The sequence below is a fragment of the Caulobacter sp. HMWF025 genome (assembly GCF_003060965.1).
Taxonomy (GTDB): Bacteria; Pseudomonadota; Alphaproteobacteria; order Caulobacterales; family Caulobacteraceae; genus Caulobacter.
This window is the reverse complement of sequence record NZ_QAII01000130.1, coordinates 91,407-105,204: the sequence shown is the minus strand read 5'-3', so window position 1 is coordinate 105,204 and position 13,798 is coordinate 91,407. Positions and strand designations below refer to the sequence as shown.

Sequence of the window (13,798 nt, the reverse complement as noted above, 5' to 3'; positions counted from 1 at the left end):
GGGCGACAGGCCCACCGCACCCGCCTGGACAGTTAGAATTCAGCCGAGAGGGTGATGAAGCCCTGGCGCGGCGGTTGCGGGAAGGCGGTGTAGCCGCCCGAGTTGCTGGTCACGCCGGCCGTCGAGACGCCCTTCTTGTCGAAGAGGTTGGTGACATTGCCGGTCAGGCGCAGGCCCTTCAGCATGCCGCCGTCGGCGACGTCGAAGCTGTAGCTGGCCTGCAGGTCGACCAGCATCATCGCCTTGACCGACAGGTCGTTCAGATAGGTGACGTAACGCTTGCCGACATAATCACCGCTGATCTGGGCGTCGAACTTGCCCAGGTCCACACGGGCGATGGTCTTGTTCATCCAGCGCGGGGTCAGAGGCACGAACTTGCCGCCGGTGGCCACGGTCACCGGGGTGGAGACACCGTTCACCAGGGTGGTGCCGCTCTGGTAGTCGCTGTCGTACTTCGACTCGTTGAACGAGACGGCGTTATAGATCTGGAAGCGCGGACCGAACTTGATCGTGCCGGCCACGTCGAGGCCCTTGGTGGTCACGCCGCCGACATTGGCCAGGATGGCCGGCGCCGGATTGATGAAGTTGAACGGCGCGATGTTCAGCAGGCGGTTGCTGAACTTGACGTCATAGGCGTTGATCTGGCCCTCGACCCCGGTGATCGGGCCCCAGGCCACTGTGCGACGCGAGCGCAGGCCCGCCTCGTAGGTCCAGGAGGTTTCCGGCTTCACGGTCTTTTTGAACAGCTCGAAGGCGGCCTGGGTGCCCAGGCTCCAGGCCGAGAAGCCGTAGAAGCCGCTGCCCGCGCCGTACGGAATGAACTGGCGCATGTTCTGCTGCACGTTGACGAACACCTGATCGTTCTCGGTGGCGTCCCACAGCAAGCCCGCCTGCGGCAGGAACCACTTGTTCGACTCGATGCTGCCGGTCGGATACTGCACCGGCACCGCCACGGTCGGCAGGTTCTTCTGATTGACGGGGAACTTGCCGGTCGCATCCTGGAGGCTGGACTTGAAGCCGGCCTGCAGCAGAAGTTGGGGCGTCACGCGCCACTGGTCCTGCAGGTGCAGCTGGACGTCGTTGACGAAGAAGGCGTTGGCGTACTGGGTCAGCACCTTCTTGCCGCGCGGTACGTCGTACGGCGACAGGTTGTTGTTATCCTTGGTCATCGGATACCAGGCGCGCTGCTGGGCCGGTTCGTTGTGCTCGAACCACAGACCGCCTTTGATCTGGTGATCGCCCAGCGTCCACTCGACCGTCGAAATCGCGCCCGGACGGTTGATGCGGTACTCGGTGGTGCGCACCGCATAGCCGCTGCCGCCGAACAGGTTGACGATGTTGGTCAGGGTGGCGGGGCTGGTGGTCGAGCCGACCAGGAGGCCCGGATAGTAGGTCGCGAACAGGCCCGGCAGACCGGCCGTGTTGACCGGACCCGACACGATGCCGCGACCGAAGTTGTAGTGATAATAGGCCTGGTTGGTCCAGGTCAGGTTCTCGGTCGGCTTCCAGGCGTACTTGACGTAAGCCAGAATGTCTTCGCGCTGGGCGGCGCTGAAGCAGTTCGAGAAGTTGTTGCCCTGGGCCGGCGGCGGGGTGCCCGGACCGCCCGTCAGGTTGGCCGTGCAGCCGGCCAGATCCGGATAGATGAAGGCGCGGGTATAGGGCTTGAAGCTCTGGGCCGCAGCGGTCTGCTGGTTGCCCATGGCCGTGGCGTCTTCGTTCGGCTCAACCTTCATCTGCCAGTCGGCGTAGAAGGTCAGCACGCCCTTTTCGCCCTCGCGGACCAGCTTCAGGTTCACCTGGTGGCCGCGCTGGTGACCGTCGAAGTCCCAGGCCTTGGCGTCCTGGCGCAGGTACGACAGATAGCCCTTGAAGCCGCCGGCCATCTCGCCCGACTCGGCGCGCAGGAAGGTGCGCGAGGCTTCATAGCTGCCGAAGGTCTGGTTGACGGTCAGGCCGCGCTCGGCGCCCGGGTCGCGGCTGAAGGTTTCGATCGCGCCGCCCAGGTTGCTGGTCGAGGGCACGCCCAGCGAACCGGCGCCCGATGACAGGGTGACGCGCGAGACGTTCTCGCTGGTCACGGCGCGCGACACCGACAGGCCGTTGTAATTGCCGTACTGCTGGTCGCCCAGCGGCACGCCGTCCATCGTATAGCCCAGCTGCTGGGTCGAGAAACCATGGACGAACAGCGAGAGGTTCTGCTCGTTATTGCCCCACGGATCGGCGGTCCGATAGACGACGCCGGGCAGGAACTGGATGGCCTTCAGCGGGCTGGCGCCGGGGAGGACGCGCTGGATCTGCTGGCTCTCCATGGCGACGGCCGAGCGGGTTTCGCGCGTGCTGGTGACGACCAGCTGCTCGACCTCGGTCGACTCCGGGTTCGTCGGTGTGGCCGTATCGGCGGCGTGGGCACCGGTCGCCAGAAGGGCCCCGGCAGCGACGCTGCACCAGAGCCGCGCCGAACGACTGATCAGTCGGTCAAAAGTCATCTCTACCCCCTTGAGCGCAAGGCAATGCGCACTGTGTCAGGGCGGGTGACTAGGTGAGGTCTGAGACGGGGTTGCGACAGTCTGGCGACCCTGGTGTGAACGCGTCAGGTTCGGGTCCGATCATCCCGGGGGTGCGCCGTCCTGGCCACAAAACCCTCGTGCCGCTTCAGCCGGCGGCGCGTTCGGGGGTCTCGACCGGCACGCAGGCGGGCAGGGCCAGCAGGACATTGGGCTCGCTGCGGTCGTTGGCGGTTTTCAGATAGCGGGCACCGGTCCGGCTGGTCAGGGCCTCGACCTTGACCTCCAGCTCGCCCACGCGGACGAAGAAGCGCCACTTGCCGTTGTCGACCAGCTTGATGGCTTCCTTGATCGTCAGGGTCCATGGCTTGGCGACGCCGCCGCCGACATGGGTGATCCGCTCATAGGGGCTATGGCGCCCGTTCTGGGCGACGCAGGTGATTTCAGCGCGCTGGGTCATGGTCTTTTTCTTGAAGTCGCCGGGAATGCCAGATCGGGCATCGGGCGGCGGGCAGGGACGCCGTCATCAGCGCATCGCGTATCCTAGCAGGTTTCGCGGGCTTTGTGGGGCGTCACGTGAAGGCCCTGTGCGCGGCGGCTTGCCGTAGGCCGGCTTTGCGTTAACGTCATCGACTAAAGAGAACAATGATAACCTAGGGAGTGAGACCATGACGCCAGCCGATGGCGCGTCGGCCCTGTATGACGCCAAGGCCCCGTTCAAGCCTCTGGCGATGAAGGGCCCCGATGTTCATGTCGAGTACCGGCCCGACGGGTCGATGGTCATTACGTCCAATCACGCCCCGGGCCAGGGCCCGCGTTCGATCGCCCACCTGCTGGCCGAAAAGGCCGCCGAGCACCCCGACCGGCCCTATCTGAAGCAGCGCGAGCCCAATCACGGTCCCTGGCGGTCGGTGAGCTATGGAGAGGCCCTGCGGGCGGCCGAGGGCATCGCCCAGTGGCTGCTGGACCAGGGCCTTGGGACCGAGGACAGCGTCATGGTGCTGTCGGGCAATTCGATCGAGCACGCCCTGGTGATGCTGGGGGCCTATACGGCCGGTGTGCCGGTGGCTCCGATCAGCCCGGCCTACAGCCTGATCTCGGCCGACCATGCCAAGCTGCGGCACTGTTTCGACAAGGTCGCGCCGCGCGTCGTCTTCGCCCAGAGCGGGGCCATGTTCGAGCGGGCCCTGGCCACCCTGCGGGCCGTGGACCCGACCATCCGGGTGGTGACGGTGGACGGGGCCGGCGAGGCCGTCCTGTTCTCAGAGATGGCCGGCACCGCCCCGACGCCGGCCGTCGCGGCGGCCCGCGAGACTCTCGGTCCGCAGACCGTGGCCAAGTACCTGTTCACCTCGGGTTCGACCGGCATGCCCAAGGCCGTGCCCCAGACCTTCGGCATGATGACCGGTGTGATCGCCGGCCAGGACGGCCTCAAGCTGGACGAGCCCGACACCGGCGAGGTGCCGCAGGGTCTGGAATGGATGCCCTGGAGCCACATCTCGGCGGGCAATATCGGCTTCAACGGCCTTCTGTGGAGCGGTGGGACCCTGCACATCGACGAGGGCAAGCCCCTGCCGGGTATGTTCGAGACCACGATCAGGAACCTCTACGAGGTCTCGCCCATGGTGTTCGGCTCGGCCCCGATCGCTTTCTCCATGTTGGCCGAAGCCATGGAGAAGGATGCGGCGCTGCGCGCGTCGTTCTTCCGGAACCTGCGCTACATGGGCTATGGCGGCGCGACCCTTTCGAATGATGTCTATGAGCGAATCCAGGCCCTGGCGGTCGCCGAGACCGGCCATCGCGTCCCGCTGACCACCATGTACGGGGCCACCGAGACCCAAGGCATCACCGTCACCCACTGGATCACCGAGCGGGTCGGGCTGGTCGGTCTGCCCCTGCCGGGCATCCAGCTGAAGCTGGCGCCCAGCGGCTCCAAGTACGAGGTGCGGGTCAAGGGACCGACCGTGGCCAGTGGCTACCACAAGGATCCCGAGAAGACGGCGGCGGCCTTCGACGAGGACGGCTTCTACCGGCTGGGCGATGCGGCGCGCTTCGTCGATCCCGAAGATCCGGCCAAGGGCCTGGTGTTCGACGGCCGGGTGACCGAGGACTTCAAGCTCGACAGCGGCACCTGGGTCAGCGTCGGAGTCCTGCGGCCCGACCTCGTGGCCGCCTGCAGCCCCTATGTCATGGACGCGGTGATCTGCGGTCAGGACAAGCCGTCGATCGGGGCGCTCTTCTGGCCTTCGCCGGCCGGCCTTGCGGCCCTCGCTGCCGATCCGGGGCCCGGCGCACCGCTCGACAAGCTGACGGCGATCCTCAGGGACCGGCTGGCGGCGTTCAACGCTTCGGCCGGCGGCTCGTCGCGCCGCGTCGGCCGGTTTGCCATCATGACCGAGCCGCCGTCGATCGACGCCGGCGAGATCACCGACAAGGGCTATGTGAACCAGAGGGCGACGCTGGAACGCCGCCATGCCCTGGTCGAGTCGCTCTATGCCCGTGAGCCGGGGCCCGGCGTGGAGACCGTCTGAGGCGGCAGGCTAGCTTTCGTCGTCATCCTGCGCGGGTGAAGCGGGCGGGGCCCGGCGGCCAAAGCCGCGGCCCCGCTTCAGGGGCTTTTTCTCGCCCTTGGCCTTGGCGGCGATTTCCTTGAGCTTGATCGTCTGGTTGGCCGACAGGGCCTGGTCGCGGCCGCCCTTTTCGGGATCGGCGAAGGCGCGGCCGTAGGTCTCGATGCGCTCGGTGACCGAGCCCAGGAACTCGCCCTCCCATTCGGACAGGGTGACTCCGGTCTTTTCGGCCGCGCGGCGGGCCCGCTTGATTGCGTTCAGCGCCGCGCGCTTGGCCTGGCTGCGGGGATCGGGGGGCTTGGCACGCATCGACGGAAACTATCCCCGAAGCCGCGCCAAACCGCACCCCGCAAATGGACCGGCGCGCCGGTCCTGAGGAAAAACCTCAGATCTCGCCGATCGCCGACAGGTAGAGGTCCAGAATCGCATCTTCTTCCTGACGCTTGGCGCGGTCCTGCTTGCGGATGCGGACCACCTTGCGGAGGATCTTCACGTCGAAGCCGTTCCCCTTGGCCTCGTTGTAGACTTCCTTGATCTGCTCGCTGATCTCGGCCTTCTCGACCTCGAGGCGCTCGATGCGCTCGATGATGCTCTTCAGCTGGCCCTGGGCGGTGGAGTTCAGAACGTCGGAATGCGGAACGGCGTCGTCGGCCATGACGGAATAGCTCTCAGTCGGGGGGTGGAATTGGGGCGCGGACCATAAGCTTGGTCCGACGAAGTGGGAACCGGTTTTGCGGCTGACCGCGCTTTCCTTTTGGAAACGCGCCGCGCGGCTACAGCAGGCCGTGGGCCTGGATCATCGGTCGCAGGGCCGCCGGATCGAGGAACTGGTGGGTATGGAAGCCCATGGCGGCCGCCGCCGCGATATTGGCGGCATTGTCGTCGACGAACAGCAGGTCGGCCGGCTCAAGCCCGGTGCGTTCCAGGGCGATTTCGTAGATCCGCCGCTCGGGCTTGATCGTGCCTTCCTCGGCCGAGACGATCACGTCCCGGAAGTGGCGGAAGACCGGGCTCATCGCCTGGACGCCGGGCCAGGCCTCGAGCGACATGTTGGTCAGGCCGAATTGCGGCACGTCCCGGGCGGCCAGGTCGTCCATCACGCTTTCCGTCTCGGCGATCGCGCCCGAGAACATCTCCGGCCAGCGGTCCCACCAGGCGGCGATCTGGGCGGCGTATTGCGGGTGCAGCGGTACCAGGCGGGCGATGTTGTCGGCGAAGGACAGGCCCCGGTCCGTCTCGCCGTGCCAGTCCATGGTGCAGACATGCGAAAGGAACCCGTCGAGTTCGGCGGGTTCCCTGAAGATCTTCGCGAAGAGCGTGCGCGGATTCCAGCGCACGATGACATTGCCGACGTCCCAGAGCAGAGCCCTGGGCTGACGGGCAAGCGTCATCAGCCCTGCTTGGCCTTGAAGCGCGGGTCGGTCTTGTTGATGATGTAGATGACGCCCTTGCGGCGAACCATCTTGCAGTCGCGGTGACGCGACTTCAGCGACTTCAGCGAGCTACGAACCTTCATGACCGTCTCTGTACTCGGCGGAGAGGTTCGGGCGCGCGACAGATGCGGCCGGACCGTCCGGGGTGTTAGGAGGGAGGGCGTATAGGCAAGGCAGGCCACAGAGTCAATTGCCGCAACGCCTATCGCCGGAACTTCGCCGCTTTGTCGGCCTTGTGATTGAAGAGTGCCCCCGGATACCGATAGCCTTATGTCCATGGATCGCCGTTTCTTTCTTGTCCTCCTCCTCGCCGGCTGCGCGGATACCTCGCCGCAGGGACCGCTGACGCCCCTGGCCCCGCCACCTCCGCCACCGCCGCCGCCCATGCCGGGCAATGCAGCGGACCCCGCCACGCCGGTGCCGCCGGGCGAACTGGCCTTTGACACCTGGCTGGCCGATTTCAGGATCCGCGCCCAGGCAGCCGGCCTGTCCGAGGCCCTGCTGACCCGGGAACTTGGCGGGGTGATCCCTGATCCGAAGGTCATCAGCCTCGACGGCCGCCAGCCCGAATTCTCCAAGCCGGTCGGGGACTATGTCCGGGGCGTGATCAGCGATGACCGCATCGCCGTCGGCCGCGCCAAGCGCGAGTCCCTGTCCTTCCTGCCCGACATCGAGGCTCGCTACGGCGTGCCGCGCGACATTTTGCTGGCCGTCTGGGCCATGGAGTCGGCCTTCGGCAAGCTGCAGGGCAATTTCGACGTCGTGCGGTCGATGGTCAGCCTCGCCGCCGACGGCCGCCGCCGTGGCTGGGCCGAGGGCGAGTTGATCGCGGCCCTGAAGATCATCGATTCGGGCGAGGTTACGCGCGAGCAGCTGAAGGGCTCGTGGGCCGGGGCCATGGGCCAGACCCAGTTCCTGCCCAGCAACTACCGTACCGTGGCCGTCGATGCCGATGGTGACGGCAGACGCGATATCTGGGGGTCGGATGTCGACTCCCTGGCCTCGGCGGCCAATCTGCTGGTCAAGGGCGGCTGGAAGCCGGGGGTCGGCTGGGCCGATGAGGTGATCCTGCCCGAGGGCTTTGACTACGGTCTGGCCGAGGGGCCGCGTGAAGTGCCGGCCTGGTGGGAGGCGAAGGGCGTGCGCCGCGCCGACGGCCTGCCCTGGTCTGCGGCCGATGCCGCTGCGCCTGCCGGCCTTATCCTGCCGGCCGGGGCCACGGGACCTGCCTTCCTGGCGCTGCCCAACCATTTTGCGATCCGCAAGTACAACAACTCCACCTCCTATGCCCTGGGCATCGGCCTGCTGGCCGACCGTTTCGCCGGGGCGGGGCCGCTGGTGGCGGCCTGGCCGGTGGAACAGCCCCTGTCGCTGGCCGACCGCATGGCCGCCCAGATCGCGCTGGCCCGGCTCGGCTTTGATCCCGGCCCCCCCGACGGGGTGATCGGGGCCGGCAGCCGCAAGGCCCTGCGCGCCTGGCAGCAGAGCCGGCAACTTCCCGCCGATGGCTATCTGTCGATGGATATGGTCCTGCGTCTCAAGACCCAGGCGGGGCTGAGCTAGGGGCGCTGTCCGGAGGTCCGAAGGGGCAGGTACGGCGAATGTCGGCCTCATCGGTCCGCGCGCCGTTGCGTCCCACCCCGGACGCGCCATATCCCTGTGACCATGAACGCGCCCTTCAAGACCGACGCCCTTCCCGAGTGGGATCTTGCCGACCTCTATGCCGATCGTGACGATCCGCGCATCGAGGCCGACCTCGCCGCCGCCAAGGCCGCCAATGACGAACTGGCCGGGCTGGAGGGCCTGTTCCTCGAGGCGCGCGGCGAGCCGGAACGCCTGGGCCGGCTGATCGATCGCGGCATCCGGCTCTATGAGCAGGCCACCAACAGCCTCTGGAGCGTCGGGGCCTATGCGGGTCTGGCCTCGTCGGTAGCGCGGGACGATCCGGCCTGGGCCAAGTTCGAAGGCGATCTGCGGGCCCGCTCGGCCGCCATCGCCGCCGACAGCCTGTTCTTCACCCTGGAGCTGAATCGGCTGGAGGACGCCGAGATCGCCGCCGCCCTGGCCGCCTTCCCGGCCTGCGGCCGCTGGACGCCGTGGCTGCGGCGGGTGCGTCTGGCCCGTCCGCACGAACTGTCCCCCGAACTCGAGCGCTTCATCGTCGACAAGAGCCCGGCCGCCGCCAACTGGGTCCGGCTCTATGACGAGACCCTGTCGAAGCTGCGGGCCGAGGTCGGCGACGAGACCCTGACCCTGCCCGAGGTGCTCAATCGCCTGTCGGACCCGGACGTGTCGCGGCGCAAGGCCGCCGCCGACGGTCTGGCCACGGCCCTGGCGGCCGCCGCCTCGACCCAGGCGCTCGCTCTCAACACCCTGGCCTTCGAAAAGCAGGTCGAGGATCGCTGGCGCCACTATGACGACGCGGCGCAGTCGCGCCACCTGGCCAATGAGGTCGATGGCGATGCGGTTGCGGCTCTCGAGGCCGCCGTGGTCGAGGCCTATCCGCGCCTGTCGCACCGCTACTATGGGCTGAAGGCGAAGCTGATGGGGGTTGAGGCCCTCGACTACTGGGATCGCAATGCCCCCCTCGATGCCGCCGCGCCCCGGGCCTATGGCTGGACCGAGGCGCAGGACCTGGTGCTGGACAGTTTTGAGGCCCTGGCCCCGAAGTTTGCGGAGGCGGCCCGGACCTTCTTCACCCAGCCCTGGATCGACGCCCGGCCGCGGGCCGGCAAGCAGTCCGGGGCCTATGCCCATCCGGTGACCGCCGACCGCCACCCCTATGTGTTCATGAACTATATGGGCGAGCGGCGCGATGTCCTGACCCTGGCGCACGAGCTGGGGCATGCCGTGCACCAGACCCTGTGCCAGCCGCTGGGTACCCTGCTGGCTGATACGCCCCTGACCCTGGCCGAGACCGCCTCGATCTTCGGCGAGGGGCTGGTCTTTGACCGCCTGCTGGCCGAGGCGACCCCGGAAGACCGCAAGAAGCTGCTGGCCGGCAAGATCGAGGACGGTCTGAATACCGTGGTCCGCCAGATCGCCTTTCACCGCTTCGAGCGCCGGTTCCATGCGGCCCGCCAGGAGGGCGAGCTGTCGTCCGACCAGATCGGGGCCCTGTGGCTAGAGGTCATGGGCGAGAGCCTGGGCCCGGCCGTGCGGCTCAATCCGGGCTACGAGCACTACTGGGCCTATGTCAGCCACTTCTGCCACGCGCCCTTCTATGTCTACGCCTATGCCTTCGGCGACCTGCTGGTGCGCGGCCTGATGGAAAAGCGTCGCCAGGACCCGGACAGCTTTGCGCCCCTCTACGAGGAGCTGCTCGCCGCCGGCGGCACGAAAACCTATGTCGAGGCGCTGAAGCCGTTCGGTCTGAACCCCCGCGAAAAGGCCTTCTGGGCGGCGGGCTGCGCGCAGCTTGAACGGCTGGTGGACGAGTTCGAGGCCCTGGTTGAAAACTAAATCTCACTTGTCATCCCGGCCGCAGCGAAGCGGAGAGCCGGGACCCAGGGGCCACCGCATCGGGCTTTGCCCCTGGGTCCCGGGTCGGCCTTTGGCCGCCCGGGATGACAAGAAAATTGAGTGTTTGCACCATGCCTGACGACATCAAGGACCCCGAACGCGACCGCCTCTCAGGTCGTCTGAGTCGCTTCGCCAAGGTCGGGGCAGGCCTGTCGGGTGCGGCCGTCAGCTACGGCGCCAACAGCCTGTTCGGCGGCGACGGCGCCGATGCCCGCAATGCCAAGGCGCTGAAGGCGGCGCTGGGCGGGCTGAAGGGGCCGCTGATGAAGGCGGCGCAGATGTTTGCCACCGTGCCGGACCTGCTGCCGCCGGAGTTTGCCGCCGAGCTGGCCGAGCTGCAGACCAATGCCCCGGCCATGGGCTGGCCATTCGTGCGCCGCCGGATGGCCGCCGAGCTGGGTCCGGACTGGCAGTCCCGCTTCCAGAGTTTCGAACACGAGGCTGCCGCCGCGGCCTCGCTGGGCCAGGTGCACCGCGCCGTCGCACCGGACGGCCGGGCCATCGCCGTGAAGCTGCAGTATCCGGACATGCAGAGCGCGGTCGAAAGTGATCTCGGCCAGCTGCGCGCCCTGTTTGCCCTGTTCCGCAAGATGGACGGCTCGATCGATCCGACCCAGATGATGGTCGAGATCGGCGATCGTCTGCGTGAGGAGCTCGACTACGAGCGCGAGGCCAAACTGATGGCCCTCTATGGCGGCTTTTTCGCGGGGCGGGAGGCGATCCGCGTGCCCGAGCCCGTGCCGTCGCTGTCCTCAAAGCGGTTGCTCAGCATGACCTGGCTGGACGGTCAGGGCCTGCTGGCCTTCAAGGACGCGCCGCAGGAGACCCGCGACCGCATCGCGGCCCTGCTGTTCGAGGCCTGGTGGAGCCCGATGACCCAGCTGGGCATCATTCATGGCGACCCGCATCTGGGCAACTACACCTTTGGCGGGCCGGAGGGCGGCGACGGGGCCGCGCATCTGAACCTGCTGGATTTCGGCTGTATCCGCATCTTCCCGCCGCGCTTTGTGGCCGGGGTGGTGCGGCTCTATCGCGGCCTGCTGGCCGATGACCGGGCGGAGCAGATCGAAGCCTATCGCAGCTGGGGCTTTGCCGATCTCAGTGATGACCTGGTCGACGTGCTGAACGTCTGGGCGCGGTTCATCTATGGCCCGCTGCTGGATGACCGGGTGCGGACCGTGGCCGATGACGTGCCGCCCGGCGAGTACGGCCGCCGCGAGGCCTTCCGGGTGCGCCAGGCCCTGAAGGAAAAGGGACCGATCACCATTCCGCGCGAGTTCGTGTTCATGGACCGGGCCGCGATCGGCCTCGGCGCCGCCTTCCTGCACCTGGGTGCCCGGCACAACTGGCGCGCCATGTTCGAGGCCTCGCTGGAGGGCTTCTCGGAAGAGGCCCTGGCGGCCCGGCAGGCGGCCGCGCTGGCGGCGGCCGGCGTGATTTGAACAGGCCGCCCGCTTGATGGGTGGGCCGTTCCAGTGTGAAGTCGGGTCAAACAGGCGGGAGGTTCGTTCATGCCCCTGAAGGCCCAGGTGCGGCTGAAAATCCGCAAGCCCGTCGGCCAGGTGTTCGAGGCGGTGGTCGATCCGCGCAGGCTGGCCGGCTATTTTGTCGAGTTTGCCAGCGGGCCGCTGGTGACCGGCCAGACCGTGACCTGGAAGTTCCCGGAGTTCGACCAGACCTTCCCGGTCCAGGTTCGAGACGTCGCGCTGAATGCCCATATCGTCCTCGAGTGGGCGGCGACGACCGGCGGGGCTGACAATACCGTGCGCATCGTCTTCGAGCCCCTTGGGGGCGGCGAGACCATGGTCGTGATCACCGAGTCCGGCTGGCCCGAGACCCCCGAAGGCATCACGGCCTCGCAGGGCAATGCCGGCGGCTGGATGCACATGCTGGCCTCGCTGAAGGCCTATCTGGAATACGGCATCAATCTAAGGGCGGGCGGGGCGCTCTGAGCGGCCCCGCCCTCCAGCCTACTTGCCGCCCGCATAGTCCTGGATCAGGCCGTGCAGGAAGTCGCGGCCCTGATACAGCGACTTGACGCGGATGCGCTCGTTCAGGCCGTGGATGCCGTCGCCGTCCGAGCCGCCGAACAGGCCGGTGACGCCATAGGTCGGGATGCCGGCGGCATTGGTGTGCACCCCGTCCGTCGCTCCGGTCAGCAGGATGGGTACGATCGGCACGCCGGGCCACAGCTTGGCGGCGTTCTTCTGGATCGGCCCCATGATCGCCGGCGTCAGCGGCGGCGGGGGCGAGGCGGGCTTGGCCTCATGGGCCAGGGTCACGGCCACGGCCGGATCGGCGGCCAGCTCGGCGAGCTTGGCCTGCACCTCCTCGACCGGGGTGCCCGGCAGGATGCGGCAATTGACGTTGGCCGTGGCCCGCTGGGGCAGGGCGTTGGGCGCGTGACCGGCGCTGACCATGGTGGCCACGCAGGTCGTCCGCAGGATCGAGTTCCACATCGGATCGGCGGTGATGACCTTCAGGGCCGCCTCGTCCTGGACATTGGCCACCAGGGCCTTCATCGCCGCCGCCTGCCCGGCCGGAACCCGCGCCTGCATCAGGGTGAAATAGCCGCGCGTGGCGTCATTGAAGCGGGTCGGGAAGCCGTAGGCCCCGATCCGGTCCAGCGCGGCCGACAGCTGATAGATCGCGTTCTGGCCATGGGGGCGACTGGAATGGCCGCCCGGATTGGTCACGGTCAGGGTGAAGTCCTGATAGACCTTTTCCCCGGCCTGGACCTCGAGCACGACTTCCTTGCCCTGGTCGTCCAGCAGGCCGTCGGCCCCTTCGTTGAGGGCAAACTCGGCATCCACCAGGTCGCGGTGATTTTTCACCAGGTCCTCGATGCCGTTATAGCCCTCGCTCTCCTCGCCGCAGGTCAGGGCCATCTTGATGTCGCGCTTCGGCTTGAAGCCGGCCTGCTTGAGGCGAACCAGGCTGTCGACCCAGATGGCGGCCTGGGCCTTGTCGTCCGAGGTGCCGCGTCCGTAGAAGTAGCCGTTCTCCTCGACGAGGGTGAACGGATCGCGGGTCCAGTCCTCGCGCTTGGCCTCGACCACGTCGATATGGGCCAGCAGCAGCATCGGTTTTGACTTGGCGTCGGTCCCGCGCAGCACCGCGACCAGTGATCCCTCGCGGGGATATTTCGGATGGACCACCACCTGGACGTCGCTGTCGGCATAGCCGGCGGCCTTCAGCCGTGCGCCCATGGCCTCGGCGGCGCGGGTGCAGCTGCCGACCGAGAGGGTGGTGTTGATCTCGACCAGCTCCTTGTAGAGTTCGCGGAACTTCAGCTGGTCGGGCCGTGGCGCAGCCGCCGTCTGGGCGCTCGCCGCCATCGGCAGGACCAGCAGGGCCGCCGTCGTCATCCATCCAGCCATACGCATCGAAAGCAACTCCCCAGGACCTTTGCGTCAGGAGAGCCCGCAAAGCGGTGGCGCGCAAGGGGCGGCGTTTACGAGTCGTTAGCGATACAGGGGCTTTTCCTCGGACGCGGAACAGGCGATGTTGCGAGAACACATGATGAACATGAATCGCATCCCGATCCGGATCCTGGGGCTCGACCCCGGCCTGCGCCGCACCGGCTGGGGCGTGGTCACCGTCGAGGGCTCGCGCATGAGCCATGTCGCGCACGGGGTCATCGTACCCGACGAGAAGGCCGATTTCGCCCAGCGCCTGCTGCATCTGTTCGACGGCATTTGCGCGGTGATCGAGCAGCACCGGCCCGACGAGGCGGCGGTCGAGGAGGTGTTCCTCAACACCAACG

At 67.4% G+C, this 13,798-nt stretch carries 13 protein-coding genes and 1 pseudogene; 7 read left to right on the top strand and 7 right to left on the bottom strand.

What is annotated here, in order from left to right; translation table 11 throughout:
- Nucleotides 1–32: 32 nt before the first annotated feature.
- Nucleotides 33–2,489, bottom strand: a complete 2,457-nt coding sequence (locus DBR10_RS14155) for a TonB-dependent receptor (protein ID WP_108556442.1) — start codon at nucleotides 2,487–2,489, stop codon at nucleotides 33–35.
- A 166-nt stretch (nucleotides 2,490–2,655) separates the two neighbouring features.
- Nucleotides 2,656–2,967, bottom strand: a complete 312-nt coding sequence (locus DBR10_RS14150) for a DUF3892 domain-containing protein (protein ID WP_108490217.1) — start codon at nucleotides 2,965–2,967, stop codon at nucleotides 2,656–2,658.
- 208 nt (nucleotides 2,968–3,175) lie between these two features.
- On the opposite strand from DBR10_RS14150, the gene DBR10_RS14145 reads away from it, so the two are divergent.
- Nucleotides 3,176–5,038: an AMP-binding protein gene (locus DBR10_RS14145; RefSeq protein ID WP_108504352.1), complete on the top strand. Its 1,863-nt coding sequence runs from the start codon at nucleotides 3,176–3,178 to the stop codon at nucleotides 5,036–5,038.
- Nucleotides 5,039–5,047: 9 nt separating this feature from the next.
- Here the strand turns inward: DBR10_RS14145 and DBR10_RS14140 are convergent, their stop codons facing one another.
- From DBR10_RS14140 to ykgO, 4 genes are all read right to left on the bottom strand, one after another.
- On the bottom strand, nucleotides 5,048–5,386 hold the full coding sequence (locus DBR10_RS14140; RefSeq protein WP_108504353.1) for a hypothetical protein: 339 nt from the start codon (nucleotides 5,384–5,386) through the stop codon (nucleotides 5,048–5,050).
- A 76-nt stretch (nucleotides 5,387–5,462) separates the two neighbouring features.
- Entirely contained in the window at nucleotides 5,463–5,732 is a 270-nt protein-coding gene (locus DBR10_RS14135; RefSeq protein ID WP_108504354.1) for a DUF2312 domain-containing protein, read from the bottom strand.
- A 118-nt stretch (nucleotides 5,733–5,850) separates the two neighbouring features.
- Nucleotides 5,851–6,468, bottom strand: a complete 618-nt coding sequence (locus tag DBR10_RS14130) for an HAD-IA family hydrolase (RefSeq protein ID WP_108504355.1) — start codon at nucleotides 6,466–6,468, stop codon at nucleotides 5,851–5,853.
- Nucleotides 6,468–6,593, bottom strand: a complete 126-nt coding sequence (ykgO, locus tag DBR10_RS14125; RefSeq protein WP_018061125.1) for a type B 50S ribosomal protein L36 — start codon at nucleotides 6,591–6,593, stop codon at nucleotides 6,468–6,470. The genes DBR10_RS14130 and ykgO overlap by 1 nt, the downstream gene beginning before the upstream one ends.
- 187 nt (nucleotides 6,594–6,780) lie before the next feature.
- Here ykgO and DBR10_RS14120 point away from each other — a divergent pair, with 187 nt between their 5' ends.
- The 5 genes and pseudogenes from DBR10_RS14120 (at nucleotide 6,781) to DBR10_RS14105 (ending at nucleotide 11,984) form a co-directional block, all read left to right on the top strand.
- The gene (locus tag DBR10_RS14120; RefSeq protein ID WP_108556441.1) at nucleotides 6,781–8,073 is read left to right on the top strand and encodes a lytic murein transglycosylase; all 1,293 of its coding nucleotides are present in this window, start codon (nucleotides 6,781–6,783) and stop codon (nucleotides 8,071–8,073) included.
- 102 nt (nucleotides 8,074–8,175) lie between these two features.
- Nucleotides 8,176–9,972: a M3 family oligoendopeptidase gene (locus DBR10_RS14115; RefSeq protein ID WP_108503960.1), complete on the top strand. Its 1,797-nt coding sequence runs from the start codon at nucleotides 8,176–8,178 to the stop codon at nucleotides 9,970–9,972.
- 8 nt (nucleotides 9,973–9,980) lie between these two features.
- Nucleotides 9,981–10,080 (top strand): annotated as a pseudogene (locus DBR10_RS20490) (hypothetical protein); the annotation flags it as partial.
- A gap of 23 nt (nucleotides 10,081–10,103) precedes the next feature.
- On the top strand, nucleotides 10,104–11,474 hold the full coding sequence (locus DBR10_RS14110; protein ID WP_108490077.1) for an ABC1 kinase family protein: 1,371 nt from the start codon (nucleotides 10,104–10,106) through the stop codon (nucleotides 11,472–11,474).
- 69 nt (nucleotides 11,475–11,543) lie between these two features.
- Complete coding sequence (locus DBR10_RS14105) at nucleotides 11,544–11,984, top strand: SRPBCC domain-containing protein (protein ID WP_108503961.1); 441 nt, start codon at nucleotides 11,544–11,546, stop codon at nucleotides 11,982–11,984.
- 18 nt (nucleotides 11,985–12,002) lie between these two features.
- Here DBR10_RS14105 and DBR10_RS14100 read toward each other — a convergent pair whose 3' ends face one another.
- Nucleotides 12,003–13,418: a M20/M25/M40 family metallo-hydrolase gene (locus DBR10_RS14100; RefSeq protein WP_108503962.1), complete on the bottom strand. Its 1,416-nt coding sequence runs from the start codon at nucleotides 13,416–13,418 to the stop codon at nucleotides 12,003–12,005.
- 121 nt (nucleotides 13,419–13,539) lie between these two features.
- On the opposite strand from DBR10_RS14100, the gene DBR10_RS20125 reads away from it, so the two are divergent.
- A partial coding sequence (locus tag DBR10_RS20125; protein ID WP_442861121.1) for a crossover junction endodeoxyribonuclease RuvC occupies nucleotides 13,540–13,798 on the top strand: 259 nt, incomplete at its 3' end.

Excerpts from the sequence above, each read along its gene's own strand:
- DBR10_RS14115 (WP_108503960.1), top strand. The coding sequence starts at position 8,176 with ATGAACGCGCCCTTCAAGACCGACGCCCTTCCCGAGTGGGATCTTGCC.
- DBR10_RS14150 (WP_108490217.1), bottom strand. The coding sequence starts at position 2,967 with ATGACCCAGCGCGCTGAAATCACCTGCGTCGCCCAGAACGGGCGCCAT.
- ykgO (WP_018061125.1), bottom strand. The coding sequence starts at position 6,593 with ATGAAGGTTCGTAGCTCGCTGAAGTCGCTGAAGTCGCGTCACCGCGAC.
- DBR10_RS14100 (WP_108503962.1), bottom strand. The coding sequence starts at position 13,418 with ATGCGTATGGCTGGATGGATGACGACGGCGGCCCTGCTGGTCCTGCCG.
- DBR10_RS14110 (WP_108490077.1), top strand. The coding sequence starts at position 10,104 with ATGCCTGACGACATCAAGGACCCCGAACGCGACCGCCTCTCAGGTCGT.
- DBR10_RS14130 (WP_108504355.1), bottom strand. The coding sequence starts at position 6,468 with ATGACGCTTGCCCGTCAGCCCAGGGCTCTGCTCTGGGACGTCGGCAAT.
- DBR10_RS14155 (WP_108556442.1), bottom strand. The coding sequence starts at position 2,489 with ATGACTTTTGACCGACTGATCAGTCGTTCGGCGCGGCTCTGGTGCAGC.
- DBR10_RS14105 (WP_108503961.1), top strand. The coding sequence starts at position 11,544 with ATGCCCCTGAAGGCCCAGGTGCGGCTGAAAATCCGCAAGCCCGTCGGC.
- DBR10_RS14120 (WP_108556441.1), top strand. The coding sequence starts at position 6,781 with ATGTCCATGGATCGCCGTTTCTTTCTTGTCCTCCTCCTCGCCGGCTGC.
- DBR10_RS14145 (WP_108504352.1), top strand. The coding sequence starts at position 3,176 with ATGACGCCAGCCGATGGCGCGTCGGCCCTGTATGACGCCAAGGCCCCG.
- DBR10_RS14135 (WP_108504354.1), bottom strand. The coding sequence starts at position 5,732 with ATGGCCGACGACGCCGTTCCGCATTCCGACGTTCTGAACTCCACCGCC.
- DBR10_RS14140 (WP_108504353.1), bottom strand. The coding sequence starts at position 5,386 with ATGCGTGCCAAGCCCCCCGATCCCCGCAGCCAGGCCAAGCGCGCGGCG.